The organism is Streptomyces sp. NPDC020192, from assembly GCF_044388685.1.
Classification (GTDB): domain Bacteria; phylum Actinomycetota; class Actinomycetes; order Streptomycetales; family Streptomycetaceae; genus Streptomyces.
The window spans coordinates 366,525-381,826 of sequence record NZ_JBIRXG010000001.1 but is presented as its reverse complement, the minus strand read 5'-3'; the positions used below and the strand labels follow the sequence as shown (position 1 = coordinate 381,826).

Here is a 15,302-nt window from a genome sequence, read left to right as displayed (position 1 = left end):
GCGACCACCCGAGGTGGTCGCCCCTCACACGTTGTCTCAACCCCGCTGCTGCGACGGCCGGCGCAGGCTGGGCCTCGCCGCCGCTGCCCTGGCCCGCAACGCCGACCAGCGGGCCGACAGCGCCCACAGCACCCGCACCGACGAGCGGGGCAGGAACAGCGCCCGCAGCCGCGCACCCGTGCCGACCGCGCCGCGCAGTCCCTCGATCGCCCGGCGTACATCCTCGGCCGCACCCGCCGCCGGGCGCGGCCGCGGAGCGTACAGCACCTGCTCCACCGCGTCCGCCAGCCGGTGCACCGCGGCACCGGCCGCCGGATCCAGCTCGCCGAGCCGGACGATCCGGTCGGCCGCTCTGCGCGGGGTCAGCGACTCGTCCGGCGCGATGCCGTGGTCCCAGGCGCTGTCCGTCAGCTCCTGCCAGGCGGCCAGCGTGTGCTCCGCCGCGCCCTCCTCGGTCCGGGCGTGCGCCCCCAGCCGCACCGACCGCACCCGCGCCCGCCACAGCCACGGCGACAGCGGAACGGCCGGCACCACGAGCGCGGCCAGCCCGATCAGCACGGCCCACCACGGGCCCGGGCCCCCGTCGCCGCTGTGTGGGGCCGCCGCGGCGGACGCGGTGTCGCAGCCCTGCAGCTTGATCAGCTGGGGCGAGCAGCTCTCGCTCGCGGAGGCCGCCGCCGAGGGCGCCGTGGACGACTGGTGCGACGGCAGGTCCTGGTCCGGCAGTGAGGTGCCGGGAGTGTGGGAAACCGTGTACGACGGCGTGGTCCCCCGGGTCGGGGTCGGCTCGAAGCGGGTCCAGCCCACACCCTCGAAGTACAGCTCGGGCCAGGCGTGCGCGTCCTTCTGGTTCACCGTGACCGTGCCGTCACCCTGCGGGGTGCCCGGGGCGAAGCCCACCGCGACCCGGGCCGGGATGCCGAGGGTGCGGGCCATCGCCGCCATGGCGAAGGAGAAGTGGACGCAGAAACCCTGCTTCTTCTTCAAGAAGTTCGCGATGGCATCGGGGCCGGTGCCGACCTCCACGTTGGTGTCGTACTGGAAACCGCCCGTCACCGCGAAGTAGTCCTGGAGTTTGACCGCTTCCTCGTAGTGATTGCGGGTGCCCGCGGTGATCTGCTTCGCGGTCTGGGCCACGACCTTCGGCAGCGAGGACGGCACCTGCGTGTACGTGTGCTTCAGGTCCGACGGCGGCTCCGGCGCGGAGGCCAGCTGCACGGCCGTCGGCTGCACGTCCAGGCTGGTCACCTGGTAGGTCTCACCGCGCGTGGTCTGGCCGTGCTCGCCGACGAGGGTCATGCCGACCGGTTCGTAGCGCCAGCGGCCGGCGATGTTCACGGCGCTCGGCGGGTACGGCATCGGCAGCCAGTCCTGGGCGTACCAGTCCGCCGCCGAGATCGTCGTCGTCACCTTGCCGCGCCTGACGTCCTGGCTCAGGCCGATGGGCGTGGGGAACGTGTCCGGCACGCCGGTGATGCGCCGCTGGGCCGGCTTCCAGGTGGTGCCGTCGAAGTCGTCCAGGGAGACGATCCGCAGATACAGGTCCGAGACGTCGTTCGAGCTGGACTTCAGGGACAGCACCTGGCGGTCGTTGTTCGTTCTCAGACTGTCGCGCAGCGACACCAGCGGGTTGACCGCGGAGATCGTGCCCCCGTTGCCGTTCCCGACGCCCACCCCGGTGCCGGCGGGGTCCAGCAGGCCGCCGCTCATCGCGGGCAGGACGAGCGGCACCAGCAGGGCCACCCCGAGCGCGACCGCGCCGATCCGGCGCCCGGTGCGCACCGGGGCCACCGCGCCGCCGTCCGGGGCACCGGGGGAGCGGGGCCCGCCGAAGACCCGGCCCCACTGCGCCAGCCGGTCCCGGCCCTCGGCGAGCAGCAGCATCAGATAGCCGGCCGCCGCCACCAGGAACCACAGCCAGTCGGCCCCGCCGTCGGACAGCCCGGCCGCCACCGAGTACAGCGCGAGCAGCGGCAGACCGGCCGGGGCCGCGCTGCGGAAGGTCACCGCGAGCGTGTCCACCAGCAGGCCGATGATCAGGACACCGCCGATCAGCATCAGCTTGATGCCTTCCGTCAGCGGCGCCGGTATCGCGTACTCGCTGACGTCGGTGGAGCCCTGCTGGAGCAGGTCGGTCAGATGCCGGAAGGCTTCCGGGCCCGGGATCAGCCCGATGACCGCCTGCTGCCGCGCGAAGACCAGGGTCAGCAGGATCAGGGTGACCAGCGCCTGCGCGGCCACCGTCAGCGGCCGGCCGAGCGGCACCCGGCGTGCCGCCGCGCCCACCCCGGTCTGCACGGCCACCAGCGGCACCAGTTGCAGCAGCCAGGTCGGCTCGGCCACCAGCGGCAGCAGCGCGCAGGAGGCCATCAGCGTGGCCGCGGCGGCGCACAGCGCCAGTCGTGCCCGCCCGCTCATGCCGTCGCCTCCCCGCTCACCCCGGCCAGCCCCGAACGCTCCCGGTCCGCCTCCTGCCACAGCGCGGTCAGCGAGCCGCCGCGCGGCACGCTCAACGCCGTCCAGCCCGCCTCGCGCAGCAGACGCAGCCGCTCCGCATGCCGGTCGCCCGGCCGTGGCACCGCGGTCGCCTCCCGCGTCCAGGTGTCGGGGTCGAGCACGAAGGCGACGGCACCGCCGCTGCGCCGGCTCATCTTGGCGACCGTCGCGGCCTGCTCCTCGTCCAGATCGCCCAGGAAGGCCACCAGCAGCCCCTCGTTGCCGCCGCGCAGCACGTCGTACGCCCGGGACAGGCCCGAGCCGTCGGAGTGGTCGATCACCGCGAGGGTGTCCATCATCAGGCCGGCCGCGTCCGCGGTCTCCGGGCCGCTGCCCGCGTACCCGTCACCGCCCTCGCCGGGCACCGCGCTGCCGCTGTCGGTCAACAGCCGTACCGAGAAGCCGCGTTCGAGCATGTGCACCAGCACCGAGGCGGTGCCGGAGACGGCCCACTCGAAGGCCGAGTCGGGACCCGCGCCCTCGTAGGCACCGCCCCGGGTGTCCAGCAGCACGGTGCACCTCGAGCGCCTCGGCTGCTCCTCGCGGCGGACCATCAGCTCGCCGTAGCGCGCGGTGGAGCGCCAGTGCACCCGGCGCAGGTCGTCGCCGTGGCGGTACCCGCGCGGGATCACGTCGTCCTCGCCCGCCAGGGCCAGCGAGCGCTGCCGGCCGTCGCCGTACCCCTTGGCCTCGCCGCTGAAGCGGACCGGGGGGAGCGGCTCCACGCGCGGGATGACCGTGAGCGTGTCGAACGCCGAGAAGGAGCGGGTCAGTTCGCACATCCCGAAGGGGTCGGTGAGCCGCAGCTGCAACGGGCCCAGCGGATAGCGGCCGCGCAGGTCGGAGCGGACCCGGTAGGAGACCTCGCGGCGGCCGCCCGGCTCCACGCGGTCCAGCACGAACCGGGGGCGCGGCCCGAGGACGTAGGGCACCCGGTCCTGGAGCATCAGCAGCCCGGTCGGCAGCCGCGAGACGTTGTCCATCCGCAGGTGCACCCGGGCCTCGCTGCCGGCCGGCACGCGCGCGGGGGCGAGCCGGCGGGTGCCCGCCACCCGGTAGCGCGTGCGGTAGAGCACGGTCGCGCAGAGCAGGGGCAGCGCGGCCAGCAGCAGGCCGACGCGCAGCAGATCGCTCTGGCCGAGGACGTACGCGCAGATCGCGGCCGCGATACCGGCCGCCAGGAAGGAACGGCCGCGGGTCGTCAGCCCCGCCAGGGCCGTACGGACGCCGCCCGCCTCCCCGCGGTCGGGCTCCGCCTGCCCCGTCCCCCCGGCGCTCATCAAAGACTCCGCGGCGGCTGCTGGGGATACGCCGGGACGCCCCGGCCCAGGGTGCCGAAGCCGCTCTGCTGGCCGGGCGCCGCCGGCACCGGGGTGTGCTGGAGGATCTCCTGCACGACCTGCTCGGCCGTACGGCGGTTGAGCTGGGCCTGGGCGGTGGGCAGCAGGCGGTGGGCGAGGACGGCCACAGCCAGTGCCTGCACGTCGTCCGGCAGCGCGTACTCCCTGCCGGCCAGGGCCGCGGTCGCCTTCGCCGCGCGCAGCAGATGCAGCGTCGCGCGCGGGGAGGCACCGAGTCTGAGATCGGGGTGCGTGCGCGTGGCGGCGACCAGCTCCACCGCGTACCGCCGGACCGGCTCGGCGACGTGCACCCCGCGCACCGCCTCGACCAGCTTCACGATCTCGTGCGCGTGCGCCACCGGCTGGAGGTCCTCCAGGGGGCTCGCTCCGCCGTGGATGTCGAGCATCTGCAGCTCGGCCTCCACGCTCGGGTAGCCGACGGAGACGCGGGCCATGAAACGGTCGCGCTGGGCCTCGGGCAGCGGGTAGGTGCCCTCCATCTCGACCGGGTTCTGCGTGGCCACCACCATGAAGGGGCTGGGCAGTTCGTACGTCTGCCCGTCGATGGTGACCTGGCGCTCCTCCATGGACTCCAGCAGCGCCGACTGGGTCTTGGGGGAGGCGCGGTTGATCTCGTCGCCGATCACGATCTGCGCGAAGATGGCGCCCGGCTTGAACTCGAAGTCCCGGCGCTGCTGGTCCCAGATGGACACGCCGGTGATGTCCGAGGGCAGCAGGTCCGGCGTGAACTGGATGCGCCGCACCGAGCAGTCGATGGACCGTGCCAGCGCCTTGGCCAGCATCGTCTTGCCCACTCCGGGGACGTCCTCGATCAGCAGATGACCCTCGGCGAGCAGCACGGTCAGCGCGATGCGTACGACCTCGGGCTTCCCCTCGATCACGCCCTCCACCGAACCGCGCACCCGCTCCACCGTGGCGGTCAGATCTGTGAGGCTCGCTCGATCGTCATAGGTCGTCACCCGGCCCTCCTCGGCCCGTTCTTTCCGGGCCGACGCTGCGTGCGAAACCGGCCCACCCCGAAACACGGACACCACGCGGGAAAAGTTCCGCGTGACGCCACACCCCGCATTCTTGCTGCCGTTACCGATTCGTGTCACTCGCCTGTGGACAACTGCCCGAACGATGTCGGTCTTACGGCTTTTTCGACCCTGTTTTCGATGCGGGAACGGCGGGGGAGGGCGCCGTGGTTCCGGGGCGGCCGGCCGGTGGGCCCGGTCGGGCCGGGTCACTTGTCCCGGTCAGGCCGGGTCGACCTCGCGCAGCAGACCGGTGCGCACGTCGAACACGAAGCCGCGTACGTCGTCGGTGTGCAGCAGGAACGGCGAGGTGCGCACGCGCTGCATGGACTGGCGCACGTCCTGGTCGACGTCCCGGAAGGCCTCCACCGCCCAGGCGGGGCGCTGGCCGACCTCCATCTCCAGGTCGTGCCGGAAGTCCTCGGTGATGGACTCCATGCCGCATCCGGTGTGGTGGATCAGGACGATGCTGCGGGTGCCGAGCGCGCGCTGGCTGATGGTCAGGGAGCGGATGACGTCGTCGGTGACGACCCCGCCCGCGTTGCGGATGGTGTGGCAGTCGCCGAGCTCCAGGCCGAGCGCGGCGTGCAGGTCGAGGCGGGCGTCCATGCAGGCCACGACCGCTACCTGGAGGACGGGACGCGCGTCCATGCCCGGGTCGCCGAACTCGGCGGCGTACGCCTGGTTGGCCTCCACCAGGCGGTCCGTCACGGTGCCGTCGCTGGTTATGGCGCCTTCGGGTCCAGTGGGAACTGCTGCGGAAGTCGTCATACTGACGACGCTACTGGTCACGTTCGGCCGCGTCCTCCTGTGAGAGCGGACAAAGAACGTCATCGTGGCTTGTTGTGAGCTAACCCACACGGACGGCAAACCCGACTCGAATGGGTGAATCTTTTCGAATTGCCGCTTCCGCCGTGACGCGGTGCGCGACGCGCAGGCCGGTTGATTGACCGCGAGACAGGGTGGACTAAAGTGACGCGAAGCGGGAGACGTGGCTCTCCCCGCTGGTGAAACCCCCCGGAGACCCCGGCGAACACCCGGACCGTCTCCCCACGTGCGCGGCGCGTACGTACGGCTCGGCCTCCTCCCGCTCCCGGTCGGCTGACGCTTCCGGCGCCGGCGGGCCTCCCTCTTCACGAGCAGGCGGGGACCCGGCGGTGCGTATGGTCCCGCGGGATCTGAGAGGCCCCCTTGAGCCAGAGTCGACACGTCCCGGTGATGCTCCAGCGGTGCCTGGATCTGCTGGCGCCCGCCCTGGAGCGGCCGGGAGCGGTGGTCGTCGACTGCACCCTCGGCCTCGGCGGGCACAGCGAGGCGCTGCTGGCCCGGTTCCCCGAGGCCCGGCTGATCGGCCTCGACCGGGACAAGGAGGCGCTGCGGCTGTCCGGGGAGCGGCTGGCGCCCTTCGGCGAGCGCGCCACCCTGGTGCACGCCGTCTACGACGAACTGCCCGAGGTGCTGCGCCGGCTCGGCATCGCGCGCGTGCAGGGCGTCCTGTTCGACCTCGGGGTCTCCTCCATGCAGCTGGACGAGGCCGACCGCGGCTTCGCCTACGCCCAGGACGCGCCCCTGGACATGCGCATGGACCAGACGACCGGCATCAGCGCCGCCGAGGTCCTCAACACCTACCCGGCGGGCGAACTCGTGCGCATCCTGCGCGCGTACGGCGAGGAGAAGCAGGCCAAGCGGATCGTGTCCGCGATCGTCCGCGAGCGCGAGAAGGAGCCCTTCAGCAACAGCGCCCGGCTCGTGGAGCTGATCCGGGACGCCCTGCCGCAGGCCGCCAAGCGCACCGGCGGCAACCCGGCCAAGCGCACCTTCCAGGCGCTGCGTATCGAGGTCAACGGCGAACTGTCCGTCCTGGAGCGGGCGATCCCGGCCGCGGTGAAGGCCCTCGGCGTCGGCGGGCGCATCGCCGTCCTGTCGTACCACTCGCTGGAGGACCGCCTGGTGAAGCACGTCTTCGCGGCCGGCGCCGCCTCCACCGCGCCGCCCGGCCTCCCGGTCGTGCCCGAGCGGTACCAGCCGCGGCTCAAGCTGCTCACCCGGGGTGCCGAACTTCCCACCGAGGAAGAGGTCGCCGAGAACCGCCGGGCCGCACCGGCCAGGCTGCGCGGCGCCGAGCGCATCAGGGAGGACGCCGAGTGAGCGAGACGGGTCGGTTGGATTTCCGGACTCACGCGGGATGCCGGTTGGAATCCCGGACTCACCGGGGGAGCAGTGAGTAGGAAACCCGAACTGAGGGGGCGGGCCGCGCGGCTCGTCCAGCTCTTCCCGGCCGGCCGCGCCCAGGCGGCCCGCACCCCGTTCGTCCTCCTCGTCGTCCTGCTCCTCGGCGGCGGCCTCATCGGGCTGCTGGTGCTGAACTCCGCCCTCAGCGAAGGCTCGTTCAAACTCGCCGACCTGCAGAAGCGGACGAAGAGCCTCACCGACGAGGAACAGGCCCTCCAGCGGGACATCGACGCCTACTCCTCGCCCGACGCCCTCCAGCGCCGCGCGCACGAACTCGGCATGGTCCCCGGCGGCGACCCGGCCTTCCTCGGCCCCGACGGCACGGTCAAGGGCGTCCCGAGCGCCGCCATCCCCGAGTCGGCCGCCTTCACCGACCCGGTGGCCCCCGAGGTCATGACCCCGGCCGCCGCCCACTCCACACCCCCGGCCGCGACACCCCCGACCCCCGCCTCCCCACCACCTCCACCCTCGGCCCAGCCCCAGGCCATCCCCACTCCCTCCGTCCCGGTGACGGCCGTACCACCGCCGCACACCCCCCAGCCCACTCCCACCCCGACCCCCGGCAGGTGACGGAAGTGTCCGACAGGGAACCGCCGCGCCGTCGTGTGCCCGGGCCCGCCAGGCCGCAGCGGCCCAGGAGTGCCGTGCGGCGGCAGGCCGCGCCCGGTGCCCGGCCGGTACGCCGGCCCAGTGGTGCGCGGCCGCCGCTCCAGCGTCCGCTCCGGCTCGGCAGTCCGCGGCCCCGGCTGCGCATGGTCGGCCTCGCCCTGACCCTGGTGCTGATCGCCTTCGCCGTACGGCTGCTCCAGGTCCAGGCCGTCGACGCCGGCACGTATGCCGCACGGGCCGAGCTGAACCGGTACGTCGTGCACACCCTGGCCGCCGAGCGCGGCGGGATCACCGACCGCGACGGTGTCGCTCTCGCCGTCAGCGAGGACGCGTACGACATCACGGCCGATCCCACGATGTTCGGCCCCGAGCAGCTGAAGATCGACGACGGGCCGGAACAGGCGGCCGCGCTGCTCGCGCCCATCCTCGGGCAGGACCAGGCCACGCTCGTGAAGAAGCTGCGGCCCGCGAACAGGAAGTCCCGCTACACCCGGCTCGCCGTCCGGCAGACCCCGCAGGTCTGGAAGCAGATCAGGGACCTCAAGAGCGCGCTCACCAAGAAGGCGGGGACGGACAGGAACACCGTCAACGTGCTCGCCGGTGTCTTCGCCGACCCCAGCAGCCAGCGCGTGTACCCCAACGGCGACCTCGCCTCCGGGATACTGGGCTGGGTCAACGCCTCGGGCAACGGGGGCGGCGGCATCGAGCAGGAGCTGAACAAGCAGCTGACGGGCAAGGACGGCAAGATCCGGTACGCCCAGTCCGGTGGGCGCGAGGTGCCCACGGCCGGGTCCGCCGAGACGCCCGCCGTTCCCGGTGCCGACGTCGAGCTGACCATCGACCGCGACATCCAGTGGGCCGCGCAGAACGCCATCACCGAGCAGGTGAAGAAGTCCAGGGCCGACCGCGGTTACGTCGTCGTCCAGGACACCCGGACCGGGCAGATCCTGGCCATGGCCAACTCGCCCGGCTTCGACCCCAACGACCTGTCCAAGGCCGACTCCGCCGCCCTGGGCAATCCGGCCGTCCAGGACGCCTACGAACCCGGCTCCACCGCCAAGGTGATGTCCATGGCGGCCGTGCTGGAGGAGAACGCGGCGACCCCGCTCACCCACGTCGTCGTACCCAACCGGCTGCACCGCGGCGACCGGCTCTTCTCCGACGACGTCGACCACGCCACCTGGAACCTCACGCTCAACGGCGTCCTCGCCAAGTCCAGCAACATCGGCACCATCCTCGCCACCGGCCAGCTCGGCAAGACGCAGGAGGAGGCCAACAAGGTCCTCTACTCGTACCTGCGCAAGTTCGGCATCGGCGGCTACACCGGGCTCGGCTTCCCCGGCGAGACCCCGGGCATTCTCGCGCCGTACCAGAAGTGGTCCACTTCACAGCAGTACACGATTCCTTTCGGCCAGGGCTTCTCCATCAACGCGATGCAGGCCGCCTCCGTGTACTCGACCATCGCCAACGGCGGAGTGCGTGTCGAGCCGAGCCTGGTGCGCGGCACCAAGGGCGCCGACGGGCGCTTCACCCCCGCACCCAAGCCCCGGGAGACCCGGGTCGTCAGCGAGAAGACCGCCAGGACGCTCGCCCAGATGCTGGAGTCCGTCGTGGACGACGAGCAGGGCACCGGCGTCAAGGCCCGCATCTCCGGCTACAACGTCGCCGGCAAGACCGGCACGGCCAACCGCGTGGATCCGGCCACCGGCAGGTACCACGGATACACGTCGTCGTTCGCGGGCTTCGCACCCGCGGACAATCCCCGCATCACCGTCTACTGCGCCATCCAGAACGCCACCTCCGGCAGCTACTTCGGCGGTCAGATCTGCGGCCCCATCTACAAGCAGGTGATGGAGTTCGCCCTCAAGACCCTCCAGATCCCGCCGACCGGGGCGCCGGCCGCGAACCTGCCCGTCGACTACAAGCCCTGATCAGCACCGGAACACCAGGAATCAACTCGTGACAACGATCACTCCCGACGCCGGGAACCAAGGGACCGAGAACCCCTCGCTTCGCCCCGGAGCGGGTACGCCCGGTACGCTCACCGCCGTGCCACACGCTGATCAGTCCCAAACCACCCAGAAGGGCGCTTCCGTGACATATCCGGGACCGCCGCGACCGGTTCAGGTCTCCGCCACACCCCTCGCGGAACTGGCCGATCAGCTGGGTGCCGCCGCTCCGGACGCCGCCGCCGGGATCACGGGGATCACCCATGACTCGCGCGCCGTCCGCCCCGGCGACCTGTACGCCGCCCTCCCGGGCGCCCGCCTGCACGGCGCCGACTTCGTCACCCAGGCCGCCGGCCTCGGCGCGGCCGCCGTGCTCACCGACCCGACGGGCGCCGAGCGCGCCGCCGCGACCGGGCTGCCGGTCCTCGTCGTCGACGACCCGCGCGCGCGGATGGGTGAACTCGCGGCCACCATCTACGGCCGCCCCGGCAGCGACCTGCTGCAGATCGGCATCACCGGCACCTCCGGCAAGACCACCACCGCCTACCTCGTCGAAGGCGGCCTCCGGACGACCAGGGCGACCGGCCTGGTCGGCACGGTCGAGATGCGCATCGGCGACGAGCGCATCAAGTCCGAGCGCACCACCCCCGAGGCCACCGACCTCCAGGCGCTCTTCGCCGTCATGCGCGAACGCGGCGTCGAGGCGGTCGCCATGGAGGTCTCCAGCCACGCCCTGGTCCTCGGCCGGGTCGACGGCTGCGTCTTCGACATCGCCGTGTTCACCAACCTCAGCCCGGAACACATGGAGTTCCACTCCGACATGGAGGACTACTTCCGGGCCAAGGCACAGCTGTTCACGCCGAAACGCAGCAAACTCGGTGTGATCAACAGCGACGACGCGTACGGCCGCCGGCTCGCCAAGGAGGCCACGGTCCCCATCGTCACCTTCTCCGCCGAGGGCCACCCCGACGCCGACTGGCGCGCCGAGGACGTCCAGATCGGCCCCATGGACTCGACGTTCACCGCCGTCGGCCCGAACGGCGAGCGGATCCACGCCAGGTCGCCGCTGCCGGGCCCCTTCAACGTGGCGAACACCCTGGCCGCCCTCGTCGCCCTCGCCGCGGCCGGCCTCGACCCGCAGACCGCGGCCGACGGCATCGCCGCCGTACCGGGCGTCCCCGGCCGCCTGGAGCGCGTGGACGCCGGGCAGTCCTACCTCGCGGTCGTCGACTACGCACACAAGACCGACGCGGTCGAGTCCGTGCTCAAGGCGCTGCGCAAGGTCACCAAGGGCCACCTGCACATCGTCCTCGGCTGCGGCGGCGACCGGGACCGGACCAAGCGTGTCCCGATGGGCGCCGCCGCGGCCCGGTATGCCGACACGGCCGTACTGACCTCCGACAACCCCCGCTCCGAGGACCCGCTCGCGATCCTCGCGACCATGCTCCAGGGCGCGGCCTCCGTGCCCGCGCACGAGCGCGGCGAGGTGCTTCTCTTCGAGGACCGCGCCGCCGCGATCGCCGCCGCCGTCGGCCGGGCCGCGCCCGGCGACACCGTGCTGGTCGCGGGCAAGGGCCACGAGCAGGGCCAGGACATCGCCGGCGTGGTCCGTCCCTTCGACGACCGCCAGGTGCTTCGCGAAGCTATCCAGAAGACCCAGGGATGAACTTGTGATCGCCCTCTCCCTCGCCGAGATCGCAGCAGTCGTCGGCGGGCAGACGCACGACATACCGGATCCGTCCGTCCAGGTCACGGGACCGGTGGTCCGCGACTCCCGCGAGGTGGTGCCCGGCAGCCTGTTCGCCGCCTTCGTCGGCGAGCGCGTGGACGGCCACGACTTCGCACCGCGGGTCGTCGAGGCGGGTGCGGTCGCCGTACTGGCGTCGCGCCCGGTCGGCGTGCCCGCGATCGTGGTCGAGGACGTCCAGACCGCCCTCGGCGCCCTCGCCCGGCACGTCGTACGACGGCTCGGCGCGACCCTCGTCGCCCTGACCGGCTCGGCGGGCAAGACCAGCACCAAGGACCTCATCGCACAGGTCCTCCAGCGCAAGGCGCCCACCGTGTTCACGCCCGGCTCGCTCAACAACGAGATCGGGCTGCCGCTGACCGCCCTGTCGGCCACCGAGGAGACCAGGTTCCTCGTGCTGGAGATGGGCGCCCGCGGCCTCGGGCACATCCGCTACCTCACCGACCTCACGCCCCCGAAGATCGGCCTCGTCCTCAACGTCGGCACCGCCCACATCGGCGAGTTCGGCGGCCGCGAGCAGATCGCGGAGGCGAAGGGGGAGCTCGTCGAGGTGCTGCCCGAGGACGGCGCCGCGATCCTCAACGCCGACGACCCGCTGGTCCGTGCCATGGCCGCCCGTACCAAGGCGAAGGTGGTCCTTTTCGGAGAGTCGGCCGAAGCGGACGTACGCGCCGAGAACGTACGACTCACGGACAGCGGACAGCCCGCATTCAGGCTTCACACACCCTCCGGTGCAAGCGATGTGACCATGCGCCTGTACGGTGAGCACCACGTGTCGAACGCGCTCGCCGCGGCCGCCGTCGCCCATGAGCTGGGCATGTCCGCGGAAGAGATCGCCACCGCGCTCTCCGAGGCGGGCTCCCTCTCCCGCTGGCGCATGGAGGTCACCGAGCGCCCGGACGGCGTGACCATCGTCAACGACGCCTACAACGCCAACCCCGAGTCCATGCGGGCCGCCCTTCGGGCGCTCGCGGCCATGGGCAGGGAGCGGCGCACATGGGCGGTGCTCGGCAAGATGGCCGAGCTGGGGGACGAGGCGCTCGCCGAGCACGACGCCGTCGGACGGCTCGCCGTCCGGCTCAACGTCAGCAAGCTCGTCGCCGTCGGGGGGATTGAGGCCTCCTGGCTGCAACTGGGCGCATATAACGAGGGTTCGTGGGGTGAGGAGTCGGTGCACGTGTCCGACGCACAGGCGGCGATCGACCTGTTGCGCAGCGAGTTGCGCCCGGGGGACGTCGTGCTCGTGAAGGCGTCCCGTTCGGTGGGGCTCGAGAGCGTTGCCCAGGCGCTGCTCGAGGCCGGTGCCGAGGGTGAGGTTGCCGCCCGATGATGAAGCAGATCCTGTTCTCAGGAGTCATTGGCCTGTTCCTGACGCTGATCGGCACTCCGCTGCTGATCAAGCTCCTCGCGCGCAAGGGGTACGGCCAGTACATCCGTGACGACGGCCCGCGCGAGCACGCCAGCAAGCGCGGTACGCCGACCATGGGCGGTATCGCGTTCATCCTGGCGACGATCGCCGCGTACTTCCTGAGCAAGCTCATCACCGGTTACCCGCCCACCTACTCCGGCCTGCTGGTGCTCGGCCTGATGTTCGGCATGGGCCTGGTCGGCTTCCTCGACGACTACATCAAGATCGTCAAGCGGCGTTCGCTGGGCCTGCGGGCCAAGGCGAAGATGGCCGGCCAGCTGATCGTCGGCATCTCCTTCGCGGTGCTCTCGCTGCAGTTCGCCGACGCGCGCGGCAACACCCCGGCCTCCACCAAGCTGTCGTTCATCACGGACTTCGGCTGGACCATCGGTCCGGTGCTGTTCGTCGTCTGGGCGCTGTTCATGATCCTCGCGATGTCGAACGGCGTGAACCTGACCGACGGTCTGGACGGTCTGGCCACCGGCGCCTCCGTGCTCGTCTTCGGCGCCTACACCTTCATCGGGGTCTGGCAGTTCCAGGAGTCCTGCGCCAACGCGGAGACCCTGACCAACTCGGCCGCCTGTTACGAGGTGCGCGACCCGCTCGACCTCGCGGTGGTCGCCTCCGCGCTGATGGGCGCCTGCCTGGGCTTCCTGTGGTGGAACACGTCACCGGCGAAGATCTTCATGGGCGACACCGGCTCGCTCGCCCTCGGCGGTGTCCTGACCGGTCTGGCCATCCTCTCCCGCACGGAGCTGCTGGTGGCCATCATGGGCGGCCTGTTCGTCCTCATCACCATGTCGGTCGTCATCCAGGTCGGCTCGTTCCGGCTCACCGGCAGGCGCGTCTTCCGGATGGCGCCACTTCAGCACCACTTCGAACTCAAGGGCTGGTCCGAAGTCCTGGTGGTGGTCCGATTCTGGATCATTCAGGGCATCTGTGTGATTGTCGGACTGGGCCTCTTCTATGCAGGATGGGCAGCGCAAAAGTGACCTCCACCTCGGAGCTCTTCGACTTCCAGGGCAAGCACGTCACCGTCGCCGGGCTCGGTGTCTCCGGCATCCCGGCGGCCAAGGTGCTGCACGCGCGCGGGGCGATCGTCACGGTCGTCAACGACGGCGACGACGCACGCGCGCGTGAGCAGGCCGCGGAGCTGGAGGCGCTGGGCATCAGCGTGCGCCTCGGCGACGGGGCGACCCTGCCGGAGGGCACCGAGCTGATCGTCACCGCGCCCGGCTGGAAGCCGGACAAGCCCCTCTTCACAGCGGCGGCCGAAGCGGGCGTGCCCGTCTGGGGCGACGTCGAGCTGGCCTGGCGCCTGCGCGGCCCCGACGCGGCTCCCTGGCTGGCCGTCACGGGCACCAACGGCAAGACGACCACCGTCCGCATGCTCGCCTCCATCCTCACGGCGGCGGGCCTGCGCACGGCCGCCGTCGGCAACATCGGCGTCTCCCTGCTGGACGTCGTCCTCGGCGACGAGGAGTACGACGTCCTCGCGGTCGAGCTCTCCAGCTACCAGCTGCACTGGGCGCCCTCCCTGCGCGCCCACTCCGCCGCCGTGCTGAACCTCGCGCCCGACCACCTCGACTGGCACGGCTCCATGGAGGCCTACGCGCGCGACAAGGGCCGTATCTACGAGGGCAATCGGGTCGCCTGCGTCTACAACGTCGAGGACAAGGCCACCGAGGACCTGGTCCGCGAGGCCGACGTCGAGGAGGGCTGCCGGGCCGTCGGGTTCACCCTCGGCGCCCCCGCGCCCTCCCAACTCGGCGTCGTGGACGGCATCCTGGTCGACCGCGCCTTCGTCGAGAACCGGCAGAAGAACGCGCAGGAGCTGGCCGAGGTCTCCGACGTCAACCCGCCGGCCCCGCACAACATCGCCAACGCCCTTGCCGCGGCGGCCCTCGCGCGCGCCTTCGGGGTGCCCGCCGGTGCCGTACGCGACGGACTACGCGCCTTCCGTCCCGACGCCCACCGCATCGAGCACGTCGCCGACCTCGACGGGGTCGGGTACGTGGACGACTCCAAGGCGACCAACACCCATGCCGCGGAAGCCTCGTTGGCGGCATATGAGCCGATCGTATGGATTGCGGGCGGTCTGGCGAAGGGCGCGACCTTCGACGAGCTGGTCACCAAGTCGGCAAAGCGACTTCGCGGTGCCGTCCTGATCGGCGCCGACCGCGAGCTGATCCGCGACGCCCTCGCGCGACACGCCCCGGAAGTACCCGTCGTCGACCTCGAGCGGACCGACACTGGGGCGATGCTCCAGGCGGTGACGGAAGCGAAGCGGCTCGCTCAGCCCGGCGACACGGTGCTGCTGGCCCCGGCCTGCGCCTCCATGGACATGTTCACCAACTACAACCAGCGCGGTGACGCGTTCGCGGCGGCGGTCCGCGAACTCGGAGCGGGCGCCTGACGGCGGGTCTCGGCCACCTGGGGTGCTTCGGGACCCTTGGAGGGACACGTGAGGCGAATGTGGCTCGG

At 71.8% G+C, this 15,302-nt stretch carries 11 protein-coding genes; 7 read left to right on the top strand and 4 right to left on the bottom strand.

Annotated features, from left to right (window positions below):
- Window positions 1–36 precede the first annotated feature (36 nt).
- The 4 genes from ACH47Z_RS01785 to ACH47Z_RS01770 form a co-directional block, all read right to left on the bottom strand.
- Window positions 37–2,418 (bottom strand): DUF3488 and DUF4129 domain-containing transglutaminase family protein, encoded by a 2,382-nt coding sequence (locus ACH47Z_RS01785; protein ID WP_399069400.1) that lies wholly within the window; start codon window positions 2,416–2,418, stop codon window positions 37–39.
- The gene (locus tag ACH47Z_RS01780) at window positions 2,415–3,776 is read right to left on the bottom strand and encodes a DUF58 domain-containing protein (RefSeq protein ID WP_399069398.1); all 1,362 of its coding nucleotides are present in this window, start codon (window positions 3,774–3,776) and stop codon (window positions 2,415–2,417) included. The genes ACH47Z_RS01785 and ACH47Z_RS01780 overlap by 4 nt, the downstream gene beginning before the upstream one ends.
- Window positions 3,776–4,816 carry an AAA family ATPase gene (locus ACH47Z_RS01775; RefSeq protein ID WP_399069396.1) on the bottom strand — a complete coding sequence of 347 codons (1,041 nt, stop codon included), beginning with the start codon at window positions 4,814–4,816 and terminating at the stop codon, window positions 3,776–3,778. The genes ACH47Z_RS01780 and ACH47Z_RS01775 overlap by 1 nt, the downstream gene beginning before the upstream one ends.
- 279 nt (window positions 4,817–5,095) lie before the next feature.
- Window positions 5,096–5,644 (bottom strand): beta-class carbonic anhydrase, encoded by a 549-nt coding sequence (locus tag ACH47Z_RS01770; RefSeq protein ID WP_399069394.1) that lies wholly within the window; start codon window positions 5,642–5,644, stop codon window positions 5,096–5,098.
- Between the two features lie 420 nt (window positions 5,645–6,064).
- Here ACH47Z_RS01770 and rsmH point away from each other — a divergent pair, with 420 nt between their 5' ends.
- The 7 genes from rsmH to murD all read left to right on the top strand — a co-directional run bounded on the left by rsmH (window position 6,065) and on the right by murD (window position 15,234).
- Window positions 6,065–7,021 carry a 16S rRNA (cytosine(1402)-N(4))-methyltransferase RsmH gene (gene rsmH, locus ACH47Z_RS01765; RefSeq protein ID WP_399069392.1) on the top strand — a complete coding sequence of 319 codons (957 nt, stop codon included), beginning with the start codon at window positions 6,065–6,067 and terminating at the stop codon, window positions 7,019–7,021.
- Between the two features lie 72 nt (window positions 7,022–7,093).
- The gene (locus ACH47Z_RS01760; RefSeq protein WP_399069390.1) at window positions 7,094–7,675 is read left to right on the top strand and encodes a septum formation initiator family protein; all 582 of its coding nucleotides are present in this window, start codon (window positions 7,094–7,096) and stop codon (window positions 7,673–7,675) included.
- Window positions 7,676–7,680: 5 nt separating this feature from the next.
- Window positions 7,681–9,645, top strand: coding sequence for a peptidoglycan D,D-transpeptidase FtsI family protein (locus tag ACH47Z_RS01755; protein ID WP_399069388.1), 1,965 nt, complete (start codon window positions 7,681–7,683; stop codon window positions 9,643–9,645).
- A 28-nt stretch (window positions 9,646–9,673) separates the two neighbouring features.
- Window positions 9,674–11,329 (top strand): UDP-N-acetylmuramoyl-L-alanyl-D-glutamate--2,6-diaminopimelate ligase, encoded by a 1,656-nt coding sequence (locus tag ACH47Z_RS01750; protein WP_399069386.1) that lies wholly within the window; start codon window positions 9,674–9,676, stop codon window positions 11,327–11,329.
- Window positions 11,330–11,333: 4 nt separating this feature from the next.
- Entirely contained in the window at window positions 11,334–12,740 is a 1,407-nt protein-coding gene (gene murF, locus ACH47Z_RS01745; RefSeq protein WP_399069384.1) for a UDP-N-acetylmuramoyl-tripeptide--D-alanyl-D-alanine ligase, read from the top strand.
- Window positions 12,737–13,810 (top strand): phospho-N-acetylmuramoyl-pentapeptide-transferase, encoded by a 1,074-nt coding sequence (gene mraY, locus ACH47Z_RS01740; protein WP_399069381.1) that lies wholly within the window; start codon window positions 12,737–12,739, stop codon window positions 13,808–13,810. The genes murF and mraY overlap by 4 nt, the downstream gene beginning before the upstream one ends.
- Complete coding sequence (murD, locus tag ACH47Z_RS01735) at window positions 13,792–15,234, top strand: UDP-N-acetylmuramoyl-L-alanine--D-glutamate ligase (protein ID WP_399069379.1); 1,443 nt, start codon at window positions 13,792–13,794, stop codon at window positions 15,232–15,234. The genes mraY and murD overlap by 19 nt, the downstream gene beginning before the upstream one ends.
- Window positions 15,235–15,302 lie beyond the last annotated feature (68 nt).